18 protein-coding genes are annotated in these 19,358 nt (G+C 33.0%); 13 read left to right on the top strand and 5 right to left on the bottom strand.

Annotated features, from left to right (window positions below; translation table 11 throughout):
• Positions 1-219: 219 nt before the first annotated feature.
• From ezrA to ACM595_RS03930, 9 genes are all read left to right on the top strand, one after another.
• The gene (gene ezrA / locus ACM595_RS03970; RefSeq protein ID WP_037538279.1) at positions 220-1,911 is read left to right on the top strand and encodes a septation ring formation regulator EzrA; all 1,692 of its coding nucleotides are present in this window, start codon (positions 220-222) and stop codon (positions 1,909-1,911) included.
• A gap of 541 nt (positions 1,912-2,452) precedes the next feature.
• On the top strand, positions 2,453-3,589 hold the full coding sequence (locus ACM595_RS03965; RefSeq protein ID WP_041080011.1) for a cysteine desulfurase family protein: 1,137 nt from the start codon (positions 2,453-2,455) through the stop codon (positions 3,587-3,589).
• Entirely contained in the window at positions 3,586-4,809 is a 1,224-nt protein-coding gene (gene thiI, locus ACM595_RS03960; protein WP_041080010.1) for a tRNA uracil 4-sulfurtransferase ThiI, read from the top strand. The genes ACM595_RS03965 and thiI overlap by 4 nt, the downstream gene beginning before the upstream one ends.
• A gap of 54 nt (positions 4,810-4,863) precedes the next feature.
• Positions 4,864-5,637, top strand: coding sequence for a sulfite exporter TauE/SafE family protein (locus ACM595_RS03955; protein ID WP_011302893.1), 774 nt, complete (start codon positions 4,864-4,866; stop codon positions 5,635-5,637).
• Between the two features lie 284 nt (positions 5,638-5,921).
• The gene (sppA, locus tag ACM595_RS03950; RefSeq protein WP_011302894.1) at positions 5,922-6,914 is read left to right on the top strand and encodes a signal peptide peptidase SppA; all 993 of its coding nucleotides are present in this window, start codon (positions 5,922-5,924) and stop codon (positions 6,912-6,914) included.
• An 8-nt stretch (positions 6,915-6,922) separates the two neighbouring features.
• Positions 6,923-7,459 carry an RDD family protein gene (locus tag ACM595_RS03945; protein ID WP_069822059.1) on the top strand — a complete coding sequence of 179 codons (537 nt, stop codon included), beginning with the start codon at positions 6,923-6,925 and terminating at the stop codon, positions 7,457-7,459.
• Between the two features lie 92 nt (positions 7,460-7,551).
• The gene (tpx, locus tag ACM595_RS03940; protein ID WP_419744444.1) at positions 7,552-8,046 is read left to right on the top strand and encodes a thiol peroxidase; all 495 of its coding nucleotides are present in this window, start codon (positions 7,552-7,554) and stop codon (positions 8,044-8,046) included.
• A gap of 166 nt (positions 8,047-8,212) precedes the next feature.
• On the top strand, positions 8,213-9,160 hold the full coding sequence (locus ACM595_RS03935; RefSeq protein ID WP_419744443.1) for a class I SAM-dependent methyltransferase: 948 nt from the start codon (positions 8,213-8,215) through the stop codon (positions 9,158-9,160).
• Positions 9,161-9,245: 85 nt separating this feature from the next.
• Positions 9,246-10,445: an acetate kinase gene (locus tag ACM595_RS03930; RefSeq protein WP_069822058.1), complete on the top strand. Its 1,200-nt coding sequence runs from the start codon at positions 9,246-9,248 to the stop codon at positions 10,443-10,445.
• Between the two features lie 53 nt (positions 10,446-10,498).
• Here the strand turns inward: ACM595_RS03930 and ACM595_RS03925 are convergent, their stop codons facing one another.
• Together ACM595_RS03925 and ACM595_RS03920 are read right to left on the bottom strand one after the other, a co-directional pair.
• Positions 10,499-11,671 (bottom strand): esterase-like activity of phytase family protein, encoded by a 1,173-nt coding sequence (locus tag ACM595_RS03925; protein WP_069822057.1) that lies wholly within the window; start codon positions 11,669-11,671, stop codon positions 10,499-10,501.
• A 240-nt stretch (positions 11,672-11,911) separates the two neighbouring features.
• Complete coding sequence (locus ACM595_RS03920) at positions 11,912-12,415, bottom strand: universal stress protein (RefSeq protein WP_002483035.1); 504 nt, start codon at positions 12,413-12,415, stop codon at positions 11,912-11,914.
• Positions 12,416-12,557: 142 nt separating this feature from the next.
• Between ACM595_RS03920 and ald the strand changes: the two genes are divergently transcribed.
• Positions 12,558-13,673, top strand: a complete 1,116-nt coding sequence (ald, locus tag ACM595_RS03915; protein WP_041080003.1) for an alanine dehydrogenase — start codon at positions 12,558-12,560, stop codon at positions 13,671-13,673.
• A gap of 124 nt (positions 13,674-13,797) precedes the next feature.
• On the opposite strand, the gene ACM595_RS03910 is transcribed toward ald, so the two are convergent.
• Together ACM595_RS03910 and ACM595_RS03905 are read right to left on the bottom strand one after the other, a co-directional pair.
• A complete protein-coding gene (locus ACM595_RS03910) occupies positions 13,798-14,427 on the bottom strand; it encodes a copper homeostasis protein CutC (RefSeq protein ID WP_041080001.1) in 630 nt (209 codons plus the stop codon).
• The gene (locus ACM595_RS03905; RefSeq protein WP_419744442.1) at positions 14,424-15,476 is read right to left on the bottom strand and encodes a M24 family metallopeptidase; all 1,053 of its coding nucleotides are present in this window, start codon (positions 15,474-15,476) and stop codon (positions 14,424-14,426) included. Before ACM595_RS03905 ends, ACM595_RS03910 begins: the two co-directional genes overlap by 4 nt.
• Positions 15,477-15,684: 208 nt before the next feature.
• On the opposite strand from ACM595_RS03905, the gene ACM595_RS03900 reads away from it, so the two are divergent.
• Positions 15,685-16,374, top strand: a complete 690-nt coding sequence (locus ACM595_RS03900; RefSeq protein WP_041079998.1) for a metal-dependent hydrolase — start codon at positions 15,685-15,687, stop codon at positions 16,372-16,374.
• A 72-nt stretch (positions 16,375-16,446) separates the two neighbouring features.
• On the opposite strand, the gene ACM595_RS03895 is transcribed toward ACM595_RS03900, so the two are convergent.
• Positions 16,447-16,860 (bottom strand): universal stress protein, encoded by a 414-nt coding sequence (locus tag ACM595_RS03895; protein WP_002483040.1) that lies wholly within the window; start codon positions 16,858-16,860, stop codon positions 16,447-16,449.
• A 224-nt stretch (positions 16,861-17,084) separates the two neighbouring features.
• Between ACM595_RS03895 and ACM595_RS03890 the strand changes: the two genes are divergently transcribed.
• Together ACM595_RS03890 and ACM595_RS03885 are read left to right on the top strand one after the other, a co-directional pair.
• Positions 17,085-18,377, top strand: coding sequence for a DRTGG domain-containing protein (locus ACM595_RS03890; protein WP_115340581.1), 1,293 nt, complete (start codon positions 17,085-17,087; stop codon positions 18,375-18,377).
• 29 nt (positions 18,378-18,406) lie between these two features.
• Positions 18,407-19,342: a DHH family phosphoesterase gene (locus ACM595_RS03885; RefSeq protein WP_002483042.1), complete on the top strand. Its 936-nt coding sequence runs from the start codon at positions 18,407-18,409 to the stop codon at positions 19,340-19,342.
• Positions 19,343-19,358 lie beyond the last annotated feature (16 nt).

Below are 19,358 nucleotides of genomic sequence, written 5' to 3'. Positions count from 1 at the left end.
CCTCACTTTTTACTTTTCATTTAGTATAAAGACTGTTTTAATAGTAATCAATCAATTGATTTGAAAAGGGTTAGATAATAAATAACCTAATACATATTATTATTAGAGATCATTTTAAGTAAAATAAAAAAATATTCACATGAATTAATCCATTTTCTCTTTTAATGCATAGGTAACATACGTTATAATAAACAGTGATAAAATAGGAGGAGAAAACATATGGTGTTGTATATCGTTTTAGCAATTATATTCATTATACTCATTATTGTTGGTGTATTGTTCTATATGCGTTCAAATAAAAGCCAAATGATAGAAAAGGCTGAAGAACGAAAGCATAAAGTTGAACAATTACCATACGATGAAAGTTTATCTCAATTAACAGAATTTAACTTAACAGGTGAGACAAAATCAACGTATGATAGATTGAAACAATCATCGTTAGATAGTAAAAATCAGTATTTATTACCGGTAGAAGAAAAGATTCATGATGCAGAGGGCTTGCTTGATAAATTTAAGTTTTCACAAGCTCAAACTGAAGTGGATGAAGCGCATGAAATGATGGATCAATATGAAGCGAACTATAATGAGCTCACTACACAAGTAGAAGAGATTATAGGACTACATAAACAAAGTGACCATTTATATAATGAATGTAAAACGGATTACCGCGAAATGAAGCGTGATGTGTTAGCAAACAGACATCAATTCGGCGAAGCAGCTTCACCGCTTGAACAAGAAATCGAATCTTTTGTTCCAGAAATGGAAACTTATGAAACGCTTAAATCAGAAGGTAATTTCAATCAAGCACATGACCATATCAAAACTTTAAATGATGACATGAATTATTTAAAAACAGATATGGATGAAATTCCAGATTTAATAAAAGAAGCACAAAAAGAATTGCCCGGCCAATTCCAAGACATTAAATATGGTTGTAGAGACTTGAAAGTAGAAGGCTACGACTTGGATCATGTCAAAATTGATAGCACGCTTCAAACATTAAAAACGGAGTTAAGCTTTGTAGAGCCAATGATAAGCAGATTAGAACTTGATGAAGCAAATGAAAAATTAAACAGCATTAATGACCGATTAGATGAAATGTACGAACTAATCGAGCTTGAAGTTAAAGCTAAAAATGATGTTGAAGAAACAAAAGAAGTTATTACAGATAATTTATTTAGAGCAAAAGAAATGAACTATACATTACAAACTGAAATTGAATATGTGCGCGAAAATTATTATATAAATGAAAGTGACGTACAAAATGTAAGACAGTTTGAAAATGAAATTCAAAATATGATTTCAGTATATGATGAAATTTTACGTGAAATGGCGAAATCTGCAGTGCGTTATAGTGAAGTGCAAGACAACTTGAAATATATCGAAGAACATGTAGCTGTTATTAATGAAAAACAAGAAAAATTACAAAATCATTTAATTCAATTGCGTGAAGATGAGGCAGAAGCTGAAGAAAATATTTTACGAGTACAAAGTAAAAAAGAAGAAGTATATAGAAAATTACTTGCTTCTAATTTACCAAGTGTACCGGAACGTTTTATCATTATGAAAAATGAAATTGATTATGAAGTAAGAGAAGTTAACAAGAAATTTAGTGTACGTCCAATTCATGTCAAACAGTTAAAAGATAAAGTATCTAAAGTCGTCCTACAAATGAATAAATTTGATGATGAAGCTACAGATGTACTTGTTAATGCAGTTTATGCAGAAAAACTAATTGAATATGGCAATCGTTATCGTAAAGATAGTTCAAATATTGATAAAAGTCTTAATGAAGCAGAACGCTTATTTAAGAACAATAGGTATAAACGTTCAATTGAAATTTCTGAACAAGCATTGGAAAGCGTTGAGCCTGGTATTACAAAACAAATAGAATCAAAAGTTATTGGTTAATATTAAACACATTACGCATAACTATAGATTAGAAAAGACTCGAGACACTGATTGTCTCGAGTCTTTTTTGCGATCGTTGATTCGAATGAGGATTATTAATTTAAAAAAACGGACAGTCGATACATAGCGTTTTATTTGTAATGCATGTTCATCGATTTGAATACGTGAAGTGTGCATTGAATGTGAATTGATTTTTATTTAATCCCATGATGAACAAGCTAGTATCGTAAATTATTTAACAATTATATGATTTATGGCTCAGTCTCTTTTATTTCTAGTAAAAGCGAGTATAATGCTAACAGTGTAAGTTTTAATCGGATAGTTAAAACATATGAAAATGTATTTAAGTGCGTATATTCAATCTAATTTAGTTATAAAATGTATTAATGTTAAATCATTAAAATCAATAGGTGGAGCGCATGCATATATTCTGTTAAGTGAAATGTTTATATGTAGCATATTCCGATTAAGATATAAAATTTTAAAACCCGACGCTTTTCGGAGCTCAAATAAACTACAAGAAAAAATTGGAGTGAAAACATTGATATACCTTGATAACGCTGCAACAACGAAGCCTAATCAAGATGTGTTAGATACTTTTATTAAAGTGAATCAATCACTATATTTTAATCCTAATAGTCCACATCAAGCAGGTTTACAAGCAGAACAATTATTACAACAATCAAAACGACAAATTAAAGACTTATTTAATTTAGATAATACATTTGATATTATTTATACAAGTGGTGCTACTGAATCAAATAATATAGCACTTAAAGGTATTGCTTATAAGAAAAAGAATTTCGCCAATGAAATTATCACTTCATTATTAGAACACCCCTCCGTTTTAGAAGTGGTTCGTTCACTAGAGGACGAAGGATTTATTGTGAAGTATGTCGATGTAACAGATGAAGGTCGAATAGATTTGAATCACCTTCAAACATTAATGTCAGATAATGTAGGACTTGTTACATGTATGCATGTCAACAATATAATGGGTCAAATACAACCGATTGCCGATATAGCAGAAATTGTTCATCAATATCCTAAAGCACATTTACATGTTGATGCAGTACAAGCTATTGGGAAAACACCACTCATATTTGAAGGTGTAGATACACTTAGTCTAAGCGGACATAAATTTAATGGTTTGAAAGGCCAAGGCATTTTATTTGTTCGAAATATACATCAGTTAGAACCAATTGTTCATGGTGGTGGACAAGAATTTGGTGTGAGAAGTGGGACGGTTAACTTACCGATGGATATTGCTATCGTTAAAGCGATGAAATCAGCAGTTAATCATACACAGGATTTAAATAGTCGGTTAAGCGAATTTAATAATGAATTACGCCAATATTTGGTTGCATTTCGTGGTGTTGAGGTTAATTCACCTAAGGGTGCTGCTGCTCATATTTTAAATGTTGGGTTGGCAGGTGTTAAAGGTGAAGTATTGGTGAATGCATTCTCTAAAAATGACATCATGTTATCAACGACGAGTGCTTGTTCTTCGAAAAAAGCAAGTCTTAATGAAGTTTTGTTAGCAATGGGTATTCCAACGAAGCAAATTGAAGGTAGTATCCGTATTTCTATGGATAGCTATACTACTGAAGCAGATATTGAAACATTCAAGGAAAAATTCAAATTAGTATATGAAGAAGTGAAGGAGTTGTTAGTATGATTTATGATCACATATTAGTGAGGTACGGTGAGCTTACTTTAAAAGGCGCCAACCGTAAATTATTTGTGAACAAATTACGTTCTAATGTAAAGCGTGCATTAATGCCGTTACAAGGTTATACAGTAAAGGCAAATAGAGACAGAATGTATATTGAATTAGACGAAGGCGCAGATATTGAAGAAATGTGTAATCGACTAAAAAAAGTCTTCGGTATTTATTCTATCAGTCCCGTATTAAAAATTGAAAAGACAGTAGAAGCGGCTAATGAATTAGCGGTGCGCTTTGCTAAGGAATATGCAGATGGTGATACATTTAAAATTGATGTAAAACGTTCAGATAAAAACTTTCCATATGATACGTATGCATTGCAACGCACTGTCGGTGGCGCTGTTTTAGATGCTATGAACCATTTATCAGTCGATGTGCATAACCCAGATCACAACATTAAAGTTGAAGTACGTTTAGATGCAATCTATATGTACGATCAAGTGATTGAAGGTTCAGGTGGATTACCAGTAGGTACGGGTGGTAAGACATTGCTTATGCTATCCGGCGGTATTGATTCACCTGTTGCAGGTATAGAAGTTATGCGCAGAGGTGTTACAGTAGAAGCGATTCATTTTCATAGTCCGCCATTTACAAGTGAAAAAGCGAAAGAAAAGGTTATTGAATTAACACGCATTTTATCTGGACATGTAGGACCCATAAAATTGCATATTGTTCCTTTTACAGATTTACAAAAACAAGTTAATAAAGTTGTACATGAACGCTATACAATGACTTCAACAAGACGCATGATGATGCGCGTTGCGGATAAAGTTGTTCATGATATTGATGCCCATGCGATAGTAAATGGTGAAAATTTAGGTCAAGTGGCAAGTCAAACGCTAAAAAGTATGTATGCTATAAACCATGTCACTTCTACGCCAGTACTTCGCCCGTTATTAACGTTAGATAAAGAAGATATTGTAAAAAAAGCGAAAGAAATTGGAACGTTTGATGTGTCTATTCAACCTTATGAAGATTGTTGCACAATCTTCACGCCAAAAAATCCTATAACTGAACCAGATATTGAAAAAGTAGAAAAATATGAAATTGGTTATGATTTTGAACCATTAGTACAACAAGCTGTAGATGGTATTGAAACATTGCTTATTACTAGTGATTACCAAAGTGAAAAAGATACAGCAACACAAGCACTAGCTGACGATTTATTTTAATATATTAAAGTATCATGGAATATATATTTTTTAATAAATAAAGGGGTTGGTTAAATGTTAGAGTGGGATGTTTCAATTGTAATCATCATTATTCTTCTTGGATTTTTGGCTGCATTTATTGATGCAGTTGTAGGCGGTGGTGGTTTAATATCAATACCTGCATTGCTTGCAGTTGGTATGCCGCCATCCACAGCATTAGGAACAAATAAATTAGCAAGTGCATTCGGTTCTTTGACAAGTGCATTTCGCTTTTTGCGTTCTGGCAATGTGGATTTGAAAATTGTTGGTAAATTATTTCCATTTGTATTTGTATTCGCTATTGGTGGCGCCAGTATCGCCACATTCTTACCTTCGGAGCTCTTAAAACCAGTTGTTATTGTCATATTAACCATTGTGATGATTTACACGATTATGAAAAAAGATTGGGGTAACGTCCGTACTTTTACCAAATTAACTTTTGGGAAAGCAATACTATTTGCTTTACTCATGTGTTTAATAGGCTTTTATGATGGCTTTTTAGGTGGCGGAACGGGTTCTTTTATGCTCTTTATTTTACTAATGTTTGGTTTTGATTTTTTAGGCGCGGCAGGTAATGCGAAAGTGTTAAACTTTGCCTCCAATTTAGGTGCACTCCTCTTATTTATATGCTTAGGCCAAGTGGATTATTTTTATGGCTTGATTATGGCTGTAAGTATGATATGTGGTTCTTATGTAGGTGCTATGTTTGCTATAAAAAAAGGTGTGGGCTACGTCAAAGTATTATTTATAGTCGTGACTGCAATATTAATCTTGAAAAATGCTTATGATTATTTAATTCAAATCATATAGCTATCAATTAGTACAGTATATAAAATCTGTTATAAATACATAAGTCTCATTTTTGTAGTAGTTTTGAGTCAAACTCGTGATTGGATTTTAACAGAAAGTGTTTATCAATAAGAAACAGTATGGTCTAAAGTAAATGATGAATTGTTGAGAGCATAGTAAGAAATCAAAATGGATTGATTTCTTACTATGCTCTCATTATTAATCTTATTTAAGGTATACATTTAGGATTTAATTGTGTTTAAATGAAGAAGGAATCAATAGAAAATATATGGGAGTGACGATGAATGTCGAAAAAGCGTATTATCGCCTTAATACTTGCAGTTGTGATCGTTCTAGGTGGTATAATAATGAGTTCTATTTCAGCTGTTGTTTCATCTTTATTTAGTGAATCAACTACATCTGATACGAATCCTTTTACAGAGAAAGTAGAAAAAGAAGGTAATTCCAGCAAACGTATCGCTCATCTAACATTAAATGGTGAAATTACTGAAGGTACTGGTGGTGGCCTGTTCGGTGGTGAAGGATATAACCATGAAGCATTTTTAAAACAGTTGGATAATGTGAAAAAAGATGATTCTATAAAAGGTGTGCTGTTAACGGTCAATACACCCGGTGGTGGTACATATCCAAGTGATGAAATTTATGAAAAGATAAAAGAAATTAAACAAAAACATAAAAAGATTTATGTCCATATGGATAGCATGGCTGCGTCAGGTGGATATTATATTTCAGCACCTGCAGATAAGATTTATGCAGGTCCACAAACAATGACTGGTTCAATCGGAGTGATTATGTCTAGTATCGATTACTCAGGATTACAAAAGAATTTAGGTATCAAACAAAACGTAATCAAATCAGGTGAACATAAAGATATTTTAAGCAGTTCAAGAGAAATGACAAGCGAAGAAAGAGATATCTTACAATCTGTTTTAGATGATAGCTTCAATAGATTTGTTAATATTGTAAAAGACGGTCGAGATATGCCAGAAAGTAAAGTTAGAAAGCTGGCAGATGGTCGAATTTATAGCGCGCAACAAGCGAAAAGTAATGGTCTGATTGACGAAATTGGTTACGAAGATCAAACTGTCAAAGCATTGAAAAAAGATATTAATGCTAAGGACGCAGAAGTGTTTGAATATAGCACAGACGGTGGTTGGTTCTCATCAATGTATAATGTGAAATCAAGCATTTCTCAGTTTACAAATGAAATCAAAGATGTGAAATCAATCATTACAAATGATACTAAAACTGAACCTATGTATCTTTACGAAGGTTAGGTGAAATTATGGAAAACATACAAGACAGTGTTTCAGAATATACAAAAGATAGTGCACAAAAAATAGATACAGATACACTGTATCATGAACAAATGTTAAAAGCTTTATATGCTGGTTTTGGTATTAGATTTTGTGCTTTCATAATAGATTTGTTAATCATTTTCGGAGTACATAGTTTGATCTTAAAACCGATTTATCATTTCACAAATTTAGATTCAGTAAAACTATGGATTGATTATTTTAGTGTGGGTCATCTGTTGGATGCATTAGTATTTTATTTGTATTTTGTATTAATGACAAAATATTTTAAACAAACACTTGGTAAAATGATTTGCAATATCAGAGTAGAGCGCATGGACAGACAACAGCTAACGTGGACAGATGTACTGTTTAGAGAATGGATTGGACGTATTATTAGCGGTGTATTTGCAAACTTGCCTTATTTAGTGACAATTTTTACTAAAAAGCATAGAGGTATACATGATTATTTCGCAGATACGGTGGTCATAAAAAATAAATTTGAAAAATTGTTTTATTTAAAGTAGATTAACACTTATTACAGGTAGAATAGTATCATTCATAATTCTAAAGCGTTATAATAATTGAAGTACACATTTATAATTTAGGAGGCGTTCTAATGGCGCAAATTACATTCAAACAAGAACCAATTACTTTATTAGGTTCGCAAGTGAAAACAGGTGAAACAGCTCCAGAATTCACTTTGCTAGATAATGATTTAAATGAAGTAAACTTATCAACTTATGATGGTCAAAAGAAATTAATTAGTGTTGTACCATCTATAGATACAGGTGTTTGCGATCAACAAACGCGTAAATTTAACGAAGAAGCTTCACAAGAAGATGGCGTTGTATTAACTGTTTCAGTTGATTTACCATTCGCACAAAAAAGATGGTGTGCATCGAACGGATTAGATAACGTGATTACATTAAGTGACCATAAAGACTTATCTTTTGGTAAAAACTATGGTGTCGTAATGGAAGAATTACGTTTACTTGCACGTTCCGTTTTTGTATTAGATAAAAATAATAAAGTCGTATATTCAGAGATTGTTTCTGAAGGTACAGATTTCCCAGACTTTGAATCAGCATTAGAAGCATATCGTAATGTTTAATTACGTTTTGCAATATATATAATAAGTTAAATATATTGTTGCTCAAGCAAACAGTATCATTGACATTATAAAAATTACTGTCCATAATTATTTGGTAAAATAAGTTAGTATAAACTGGCTTGATTTCAATTAAATTATGGGCAGTTTTTTTAGAAAGGACTATTAAATGACACAAGAAGAAACAGTAATGGAGCAGTTATTCAAAACATTAGATGAAAAAGCAAAGGATTTAAATGATGGAAACGGACAAAGTTTTATCGAAAATTTAGGTCTTGCTATGGAGCATATTTATACAAATAAGAGAGAGTTATTAGAACAAGCTACATTGCAAGATAGAAGGAAAGCATTCCAGTTTGCATATCTAAGTCTAATGCAAAAAGAAGATATACAAGCAAATCATCAAATTACACCAGATTCTATTGGCTTAATTTTAGGCTTTTTAGCTGAACGATTCTTAAAAAATAACGAGTCAATGCACATTGCAGATATTGCTAGTGGTGCTGGACATTTAAGTGCTTCGGTACACGAGGTGCTTTTAGATCACACTTTAATGCATCACTTAGTAGAAGTAGATCCAGTACTTTCTAGAGTAAGTGTCCATTTGGCTAACTTTTTAGAAATACCGTTTGATGTTTATCCTCAAGATGCAATTATGCCTTTACCTTTCGAAGACGCAGACGTTGTAATCGGGGATTTACCAATTGGATACTATCCTGTTGATGATAGAAGTAAAGAAATGGCACTTGGTTTCGATGAAGGGCACAGTTATTCTCATTTCTTATTGATAGAGCAAGCTATTACAGCTATGAAAGCATCTGGTTATGCATTTTTAGTTGTTCCAAGCAATATTTTTGAAGGTGAAAATGTGAAACAGTTGCAAAATTTCATTGCTACAGAGACAGAAATGCAAGCATTCTTAAATTTACCATCAACCTTATTTAAAAATGAAAAAGCACGTAAATCTATCCTTGTATTACAGAAAAAAGAAACGAATGTGACGAAACCAGTCGAAGTTTTATTAGCAAATATACCAGATTTCAAGAGCCCACAACAGTTCCAAGCATTTTTACAAGATTTAAATGCATGGATGCAAGAAAATCATCCTGAAAATTAAACTGTAATATTCTTGAATTCATACTGTATTAATGATTAAATGGTAATGGATATAAAACTTATTTGAAAATGGAGGCATTATGCTTATGTCAAAATTGATTTTGGCTATAAATGCTGGTAGTTCATCTTTGAAATTTCAACTTATTGAAATGCCGGAAGAAAAAATTGTAACTAAGGGACTTGTTGAACGTATTGGATTAAAAGATTCAGTATTCACTATTGAAGTAAATGAGGATAAAATTAAAGAAACAAATGATATTGCTGATCACGAAGAAGCAGTTAATATCATGTTAGATAGTTTCAAAAAACATGGTGTCATTGATAGTATTTATGACATTAATGGTACTGGACACCGAGTTGTACATGGTGGCGAATTATTCCCAGAGTCAGTTTACATAACTGATGAAGTAGAAAAGCAAATTGAAAGTTTAAGTGAATTAGCACCTTTACACAACCCAGCTAACTTAATGGGTATCCGCGCTTTCCGTAAATTATTACCGGAAATTCCACATGTCGCATTGTTTGATACATCATTCCATCAAACAATGCCTGAAAAATCGTTCTTGTATAGTTTACCTTATCAATATTATAAAGATTATGGTATTCGTAAATATGGTTTCCACGGTACGAGCCATAAATATGTCTCTCAACGTGCAGCAGATATTTTAGGTAAACCAATTGAAGAATTACGTCTTATTTCTTGTCATATTGGTAATGGTGCCTCTATAGCTGCTATCGATGGTGGAAAATCTGTAGATACATCCATGGGCTTCACACCTTTAGCTGGTGTGACAATGGGAACACGTTCAGGTAACATTGACCCTGCATTAATTCCGTTTATCATGGAAAAAACAGGTAAGAATGCTGAAGAAGTCTTAAATACGTTGAATAAGGAATCAGGATTACTTGGTATCTCTGGTACATCTAGTGATTTAAGAGATATTCAAGGAGAAGCTGAAGAGGGCAAAGATAGAGCTCAATTAGCACTCGATGTCTTCGCTTCACGTATTCACAAATATATCGGTTCTTATGCGACACGTATGCATGGTGTAGATGTTATCGTATTTACAGCAGGCGTTGGTGAAAATTCTGATGTTGTAAGAGCTAAAGTGTTAGAAGGATTAGAATTTATGGGAGTATATTGGGATGCTAAGAAAAATGAAAGCATTCATGGTGAAGAAGCATTTATTAACTACCCACACTCACCAGTTAAAGTTATCGTTATTCCAACAAATGAAGAAGTTATGATTGCGCGTGACGTTATCAATTTTGGTGATTTTAAATAAATTATATTTAAATAAGTAAAGGCATTTTCCAAAATCGGAAAATGCCTTTTTTGTTATTTTGGAATAACTTCAAACGCCATAAATTGTTGCTTTTGAGCCTTATTAAAATTATTGTCAGCAACTATAACAATACTGTCGTGTTCATTTGGTAATTGTTTACCAAATGTAATACCTTCGATATTATCTATGTGACCAATATCTTCTTTATTTAAATCAGCGATGAGTTCTTTTTTTACAGGGTGAATCTTAGTTTGCTTTAATGACTCTTGATTTTTAATATCTGTAGCTTGGTCGGTATTTATTTTATAAATGCGTACATAATTGTGATATGAATTATCAGAAGATTGCACACTTGCGCGTTCCAAAGTTAAAAATTCATGATTGTTAATTGCTAATAATTCAGAAACGCCATTTTCAGCTTCCTTACCCTTACCAGGTGATTTCGGTATAGCATCTAAACGATATGCATATTCGTTTAATAAGCGTCCTTGTCTATCATATTGTGTGATGCGAGATAATCCCTCTGTTGTAGGTGTAGGGGATTTACCATCTTGTATTAAAGGCGCTTCTGTTGCTGTCCAAATAGAATGCCCATCTGCTGAAAATGTACTTCCTTCTAATGCGAGATTATTACGGAAACCATGTTTTGCATGTTGATCCATTTTTTGTGTGTGGCTTATAGGTATTTCTGTAATAAAGTCGCCCTGTAACGAAGCTAAACGGATAAAAGGATTTAGGCCTAAACTACGATCACCTTCACTTGTATACATGATTTGTTTGTATAAAGGGTCGAAGCGAATAGATTCTGGATCAGCAACGATATCTTGTGGATTGTCTTTGTAATGGTTCTTGTTAGTATAGTTTGAACCATTCGGCTGTTTTAGTAAGTGCATAGATTGTAGCTTAATTTTATTAAAATGATTTTGGTTATAGTTTAGTTTTGCTTCGTAGCATCTAGAAGGATTTTGTTCTGAACGATCATCACTTATTAATAACCAACGATGAGTTGTTGGTTGATAGGTAATTCCAGAAATACCGCCAACTTTTGTATGATCGAATTGAGTGTTATATGGCACAGTTTGACTACCTATAAATCTAAGGTCATCTACGGATTGTGTTGCGTGTTCGGATACTTTAGCCTTTGCACTAACTTGATTATTATATGTGTGACTCAAAGTAGTTAATGCTAATAAACTTATTGCGAATGATTTATAAATCATTTTCATATTTACATGCTCCTTAATTTAAAAGTATTAAATTAAGTATAAAGGAAGGGTGTGAAATGAAATTAAAATTTCAATGACTATATTGTAAAGTAGTGAGTGAAATGAAGTTTTTTGAAATTTAAAATGAGGAGAGGGGCTTTACAGCTACTGTTTAATTGAAAAAAGCCTGAGACATCTATTAATGTCTCAAGCTCTTTTCGTAATTATCTTGTTCAATCAGCCCTATAAATTAAAAACTATTTAGTGAGCTTGATATTGAGATCTAAACTCATCAGTGGCAACTTGAGGTTGGAAATCTTCAGGAAGTTCTTCTGTACGAACCACTAACACATCACATGGAGAATGGCGAACAATTGCTTCAGATACTGAACCAACGATAAATCTTTCGACGGCATTTAACCCTGAAGTACCGCACATAATTAAGTCAGCATCTACATCTGTTGCTAGCTTTTTAGGTATAATAGCTTTTGGTGAACCAAATTCTAAACGTGTTTCAACGTTTTTCACACCAGCATTTGTAGCAACTTCTTTATAACCTTTTAATAAATCGTCTGAGAAATTTTTTGACTTCTCAGTAAATTGAGCATCATACACTTCATATGAAGAATATGTTCTTGAATCAATGACATTCACCACTGTTAATTTTGCATCATTACGTTTTGCCACATCCACTGCTTTGTTAAAGGCCCATTCAGCTTCATGTGATCCATCGACGGCTATTAAAATATTTTTATAAGTTAGCATCGTAATTACCTCCTTATTTTTCTTACTTATATTATACCACCGTTTACAGAATATTAACATAATTTAGATGTTGTAAAAGTACTCTAAACTTTGATTGCGCTTTCATAAAATACGCGTTACTATAAATTTGGAGGTGGATGAAATGATTATAGGTATTCCGAAAGAGATTAAAAACAATGAAAATAGAGTGAGTTTGTCACCAAGTGGTGTACATGCATTGGTAGAACAAGGTCATACTGTCATTGTTGAAAAATCTGCAGGCTTAGGTTCGTATTTTGAAGATGTAGACTATACTGAAGCTGGTGCAAGCATCGTTAACGAACAAGCTGAAGTATGGAACGTAGATATGGTTATGAAAGTGAAAGAACCATTAGAAGAAGAGTTTCAATATTTCAAAGAAGGTCTAATTCTATTTACTTATTTACATCTAGCGAATGAAGAAAAATTAACTCGAGCTTTACTAGAAAATAAAGTAGTTGGTATTGCTTACGAAACGGTCCAATTGCCTGATCGTACATTACCATTATTAACACCAATGAGTGAGGTTGCAGGTCGTATGTCTGCACAAATTGGTGCTGAATTTTTACAAAAATATAAAGGTGGCATGGGCATTTTACTTGGTGGTGTACCTGGCGTATCAAAAGGTCGCGTGTCTATCATTGGCGGTGGTCAAGCTGGAACAAATGCTGCTAAAATTGCACTTGGTTTAGGTGCTGATGTTACAATTTTAGATGTTAATCCTAAACGTTTACAAGAATTAGAAGATTTGTTTGATGGACGTGTTCACACAATCATGTCTAACCCTTTAAATATAGAACAAAGTGTGAAAGATAGCGATTTAGTTATTGGTGCTGTATTAATTCCAGGCGCTAAGGCACCAAATCTTGTAACTGAAGATATGGTCAAAGAAATGAGAGATGGAGCCGTTATCGTTGATATTGCAATTGACCAAGGTGGTATTTTTGAAACAACGGATCGAATTTCCACACATGATGACCCAACATATAAAAAACATGGCGTCGTACACTATGCTGTTGCGAATATGCCTGGTGCAGTGCCACGCACATCTACAATTGCTCTAAATAATGCAACGTTACCATATGCCCAACAACTAGCAAGTAAAGGCTATTTAAAGGCTGTACAAGATAACCATGCATTGTCATTAGGACTTAATACAATTAATGGCGAGTTGACGAACAAAGGCGTAGCGGAAGCATTGAACCTATCTTATACAGATATCGAAAGTGCACTTAAATAATATAAGTAATGAATTATTAAATAAAAAACTGGCAAGTCTTGGAGTATTTAACTCAAAAAGACTTGCCAGTTTTTTATTTTGCTATGTCAAAATGATAATGTCATTAAGAAAATATGGGAAGTATTTAAACGATTTTAGTACCGTGGACTTCTTGGAACGGAAAGGCTTCAAGAAGTTCAGGAAGATTGTCTTTATTCAGACCGCCGCCAGGCATGATTTCGATGTGACCGTCTGAATTTACTACAAGTTTACCTAATTGATTTAAGTTATCGAACAGATTTGTATCGCTCGGTCCGCCATGTGTTAATAAACGTGTAAACCCTATATCAATTAATTGGTGTAAAGCCTTAATTTGTCCTTCTAGGTAAATTTCATCAAATGCCATATGACATACAACTGGAGTAGGTGAGGCCAAATTTTTCAAGGTCTTCATTTGCCATTCGTTTAAAGTTGAGTCCTCAGTTAAACAACCAAAGACAAAATAATCTACATTTAATTGTTTCAGTGATTTTATGTCACGTTGCATGATTTCGAAATCATACAAGTTATAAACAAAATGACCACCACGTGGACGAATCATAACAGCAATCTCAACGTGGTTAGCTTTGCATATTTCTGTTGCAATTTCTACCATGCCGAAACTAGGTGTAGTACCACCCACACTTAAATTATCGCAAAGTTCAATTCGATTAGCACCATTGGCAACAGCTTGCTCAACTTGCTGAATTGTTTCTACTACGGCCTCTTTTATCATTTTTCGTAACCAGTTAAACTTTCATTATCATTTTCAGTAACTAAGATGTCATCCTCAATTCTTACACCAGCTACACCTGGTACATAAATACCGGGTTCAACAGTTATAACCATGCCTGCTTTAAATTCATTTGTATTTGTACTTGAAACGTCTTGATATTCATGTTCTTCTAAGCCTAAGCCATGTCCTAGGCGATGAGGAAAGTATTCGCCATAACCCGCTTCAGTAATGATGTTACGTGCAATATCATCTACATCTTTAATCGTTACACCAGGTTTAATAGCTGCTATAGCTTCTTTTTCTGCTTTTAATACAACATCGTAAATTTCTTGTGCTTTAGCATCAGGTGTACCAAATTTAACCGTTCTAGTCATATCACTGCAGTAATTTTCATAAATAACCCCTAAATCAAATAAGACAAACTCGTCTTTTTTCAATTGGCGGTCTCCTGGTGTGCCATGAGGGGAAGCAGCATGGTCTCCAAATAATACCATAGTGTCGAAACTCATTTCATTTACACCATATGCTTTAATTTCATATTCAATATGATTGACAACTTGACGTTCAGTGACACCTTCTTTTAAGAAACTCACACCAATTTCGATACATTTATCGGCAAGTTCACAAGCTTTTTTAATTTTTTCGATTTCCGAGTCACTTTTAATATTACGTAATGTTTTGATTGTTTGATCAATATCCCCAAAGCTTTGTACACCAAAAGCGTCAATAAGTTCACGTTGACGTTGTAATGTTAAATGTGCTGATTCAACAAGTAATTTATTGAATTTAATATCGTATTTATCTAAAGCATTTTCTGTGTCTAAATAACCGATAACTTCACCATTAAATGGAGAGGCGCAAACTTCTTCAACTTCTAATTGCGGGCAAAACAATACTTGTTCACCATTTGATTTAATTAGTAATGCAAGTAAACGTTCATGAGGATCACTTAAATAACCAGTGAAATAAAAAATATTTAAAGGTGTTGTTATCCAAGCAGCATCTGCCTGTTGGGATTTTAATTCTTCGGTAATCTGTTCTAATTTCATTTTAATTCATCCTCCTAAATAGTTAATCATATTTAATTTTATGTTACTTGATGAAGGAATTCAAAAGTTAAATATGATAATAAAACAATATCATAGGAAAATTTTTAAATTTAAGAAGAAAAACACTCAGTAAATTAAATTACCGTGTTATAGCGTGAGGGATTTGTGGTATATAAAGACTAAACATATTTACGGGAGGAATTAATTAATGAAACTTTCATTTCATGGTCAATCAACAATTTATTTTGAAGCAAATGGTAAAAAGGTTATTGTAGATCCGTTTATTACAGGCAATGGACAATCTGATTTAGATGCATCTACACTTAAAGTTGATTATATTATACTAACACATGGTCACGGAGATCATTTTGGAGATACAATAGAATTAGCTAATAGAAATCATGCTACTGTGATTGGTTCAGCAGAATTAGGTGATTATCTCACTACTTATCATAATGTGGAAAATGTTAGACCAATGAATATTGGAGGGAAAGCAGAATTTGATTTTGGTAATGTGAAATTTGTACAAGCATTCCATAGTTCAAGTTTAACTGATGAAAATGGTGTCCCAGTATACCTAGGTATGCCAATGGGTCTTATTTTAGAAATTGAAGGTAAGACGATTTATCACACTGGTGACACAGGATTATTCAGCGATATGAAATTAATTGCAGATCGTCATCCAGTGGATGTATGCTTTATTCCGATTGGTGACAATTTCACTATGGGAATCGATGATGCAAGCTATGCAATTAATTCGTTTATTAAACCGAAAATTTCAGTTCCAATACACTACGATACTTTTGAACTTATTGAACAAGATCCAAATAAGTTTAAAAAAGCAGTATCTGTAGGGGAAGTACAAATATTAAAACCGGGTGAAGACGTTTCATTCTAATCCCTTTATAAACTGTGTATTTAAATATATAATAAAACGCCTGAAGCACTTTAAAGTCCTTCAGGCGTTTTATTATTTTACGATTAATACTGGGATGTGAGCTCTTTTAGCAACTTTATGACTGACACTACCTAAGACAAATTTTTTCTTATCTTCAGCCTTTCGGTTACTGAGGACAACAATTTCATATTTTCCACTATTAGCCTCTTTAACCAATTGTTCTTTCGCATTCCCGCGCACAATAATTTCATCGTATTTAATACCATACTCGTCTAAGCTATTGCGTGTACTTTCTAAACCTTCACTACGTTTTTGTACGAGCTTATCTAAATGAACACCAGATTTGATGGATGCTTGTGCATCTTGCTCGCTAATTGCATTTAATATTGTAACTGTAGTACCTTCACCTGAAAGTTTAGAAACCTCTTCAAGTGCTTTCTCATTTTTAAGTGTTGTATCAACACCAAGTAAAATATTTTTGAACATTGTTCATCCCTCCTTATCTTCATTTTAATAAAATTTTATTCATAAAGCCAATTAAATTTGTCTATTTAACATATTAATTTACTAAAAAGAAAATTTTATATTATTTAATGGAACAAAAACTGTGATTTTAGGAATCGTAAGATAATTTGTTTTGTTACATCGCAATTTTAGTTATAAAAAGTTATAATGTCATAGAAACTGTCAAAACAAACGAGGTTATTGAAATGACAAAGCATGAACAAATTTTATCATATATAGAATCTCTAGCAGTTGGACAAAAGATATCTGTTAGAAAGATTGCAAAAGATTTAAGTGTATCTGAAGGAACGGCATACAGGGCTATTAAGGATGCCGGGCAAATTGGATTGGTAGCTACAATAGATAGAGTAGGCACAGTACGAATAGAAAAGAAATCACGTGAACAGATTGAACAACTAACTTTTGCAGAAATTGTGAAAATTATAGATGGTCAAGTCTTAGGTGGTAGAAATGGTCTGATAAAAACACTTACAAAATTTGCGATTGGTGCAATGGAAATTGAAGATGTCGTAAAATATGTTAGTCCACATACATTATTAATAGTGGGAAATCGTAAGGATGTACAACTAGCAGCGCTTAAAAGAGGAAGTGCGGTATTAATTACTGGAGGATTTAATACATCAGAAGAAATCATTCAATATGCTGATGAGCATGAATTACCAATTCTATCTTCCAATTATGATACATATTTAGTTGCCAATGTTATAAACAGGGCGATGTATAACCAAATGATTCGTAAAGAAATTTTGGTTGTAGAAGATATCGTTAAAACCGTGACTGAAGACATGGTTGTATTTGATAATATGAGTCTTAGTGATTATAAAACGAAAGCCCGTGAGACAGGACATTCAAGATTTCCTGTCATAGATGAAAATTGGAGATTAGTAGGTATTGTAACAAGTAAAGAGATTATTAAAATGGAAAACCAAGACACACTTGCACAATTTATGACGAAATCACCTATCAATGTTCAATTGTCAACGACTGTGGCAAACTGTGCGCATATGATGATTTGGGAAGGCATTGAATTGTTACCGGTGACTACTCCGAGTAAAAAGCTCATAGGGGTAATCACTAGAAAAGATGTGTTAACAGCGATGCAATTGTTAAGTAGACAACCACAAGTTGGTGAAACCATAAATGATCAAATTGCAAAACATATTACAATTTCAAATGATGGGATACATGTACAAATCACGCCATTATTAACTAATCAATATGGAACATTAAGTAAATCAGTATTTGTAGCAATTATTGAAGAAACAGTACGTTATGAAATGAGAAAATTAAAGAAATTAGAAGTTATGATAGAAATCTTAAATATTATGTATATTAAAACAGTGCAAATAGAATCCGAAATACATGTACAATATGATATGTTAGATGTAGGACGCAATTTTTCAAAACTAGAAGTAACAATGACAAGTGACGGCCATCGCGTAGCAAAAGCAATGATTATTTGTCAAATGATAGACTAATAAATATATAACGAAAAAGGAAGATAAAGATGACAACAGAATTTAATGAAATCATGAAAGAAATTAATGACTCAGAAACAATTATTATACATCGACATGTAAGACCAGACCCTGATGCATATGGCTCACAATTAGGGTTAAAGAACTATTTGAAACTCAAATTCCCGGATAAAAAGATATTTGCAGTTGGCGAAACAGAACCGTCATTAGATTTTATTGGTACTTTTGATGAAATCTCGGATGATACTTACAATGAAGCGTTAGTTATCGTTTGTGACACAGCTAATTCACCACGTATTAGTGATGAAAGATTTAATCAAGGACGATTATTGGTTAAAATTGATCATCATCCAGCAGTTGATCAATATGGCGATATTAATTATGTAAACGATCAAGCTTCTTCAACAAGTGAAATTATTTTTGATTTCATCAGTCATTTTAATGATATTCCCATCATTGATGCATCTGTGGCGAGGGTACTTTATCTTGGCATTGTGGGAGATACAGGAAGATTCCTATTTAATAACACTACATCACATACAATGGGTGTTGCGGGTCAATTATTGACATTTCCTTTTAATCATAATGAAGAACTTAATAAAATGGGTGAAAAGGATCCAAAATTGTTACCATTCCAAGGTTATGTGCTTCAACATTTTGATTTAAATGAAAAAGGTTTCTGTAAAGTTACCATTACTAAAGAAATTTTAGAACAATTTGACATTGCTGCGAACCAAGCTTCATTATTTGTAAATGCAATTGCTGATATACAAGGGTTGAAGATTTGGGTGTTTGCTGTTGATGAGGGCACAGAAATTAGATGTCGCATTCGTTCTAAAGGTATTGTTATCAACGACATTGCAAGTGATTTTGGTGGCGGCGGTCATCCAAATGCTTCAGGTGTATCGGTAAGAGATTGGGCTCAATTTGAAACGCTCGCTGAAGCATTAAATAATAAACTGTAATAAGATGGGAGGTATT

Source organism: Staphylococcus sp. LKG3-1 (genome assembly GCF_048568385.1).
GTDB classification, from domain to species: Bacteria; Bacillota; Bacilli; order Staphylococcales; family Staphylococcaceae; genus Staphylococcus; species Staphylococcus saprophyticus.
The sequence above is the reverse complement of the archived record's forward strand: the minus strand, read 5'-3'. Positions and strand labels throughout refer to the sequence as shown.

Coding starts and splice junctions, on each gene's coding strand:
- ACM595_RS03930 (WP_069822058.1), top strand. CDS start 9,246: ATGTCAAAATTGATTTTGGCTATAAATGCTGGTAGTTCATCTTTGAAA.
- ACM595_RS03900 (WP_041079998.1), top strand. CDS start 15,685: ATGAAACTTTCATTTCATGGTCAATCAACAATTTATTTTGAAGCAAAT.
- ACM595_RS03955 (WP_011302893.1), top strand. CDS start 4,864: ATGTTAGAGTGGGATGTTTCAATTGTAATCATCATTATTCTTCTTGGA.
- ezrA (WP_037538279.1), top strand. CDS start 220: ATGGTGTTGTATATCGTTTTAGCAATTATATTCATTATACTCATTATT.
- thiI (WP_041080010.1), top strand. CDS start 3,586: ATGATTTATGATCACATATTAGTGAGGTACGGTGAGCTTACTTTAAAA.
- ACM595_RS03910 (WP_041080001.1), bottom strand. CDS start 14,427: ATGATAAAAGAGGCCGTAGTAGAAACAATTCAGCAAGTTGAGCAAGCT.
- ACM595_RS03890 (WP_115340581.1), top strand. CDS start 17,085: ATGACAAAGCATGAACAAATTTTATCATATATAGAATCTCTAGCAGTT.
- ACM595_RS03935 (WP_419744443.1), top strand. CDS start 8,213: ATGACACAAGAAGAAACAGTAATGGAGCAGTTATTCAAAACATTAGAT.
- ACM595_RS03885 (WP_002483042.1), top strand. CDS start 18,407: ATGACAACAGAATTTAATGAAATCATGAAAGAAATTAATGACTCAGAA.
- ACM595_RS03945 (WP_069822059.1), top strand. CDS start 6,923: ATGGAAAACATACAAGACAGTGTTTCAGAATATACAAAAGATAGTGCA.
- ACM595_RS03920 (WP_002483035.1), bottom strand. CDS start 12,415: ATGCTAACTTATAAAAATATTTTAATAGCCGTCGATGGATCACATGAA.
- sppA (WP_011302894.1), top strand. CDS start 5,922: ATGTCGAAAAAGCGTATTATCGCCTTAATACTTGCAGTTGTGATCGTT.
- ACM595_RS03905 (WP_419744442.1), bottom strand. CDS start 15,476: ATGAAATTAGAACAGATTACCGAAGAATTAAAATCCCAACAGGCAGAT.
- ACM595_RS03895 (WP_002483040.1), bottom strand. CDS start 16,860: ATGTTCAAAAATATTTTACTTGGTGTTGATACAACACTTAAAAATGAG.
- ACM595_RS03925 (WP_069822057.1), bottom strand. CDS start 11,671: ATGAAAATGATTTATAAATCATTCGCAATAAGTTTATTAGCATTAACT.
- tpx (WP_419744444.1), top strand. CDS start 7,552: ATGGCGCAAATTACATTCAAACAAGAACCAATTACTTTATTAGGTTCG.
- ald (WP_041080003.1), top strand. CDS start 12,558: ATGATTATAGGTATTCCGAAAGAGATTAAAAACAATGAAAATAGAGTG.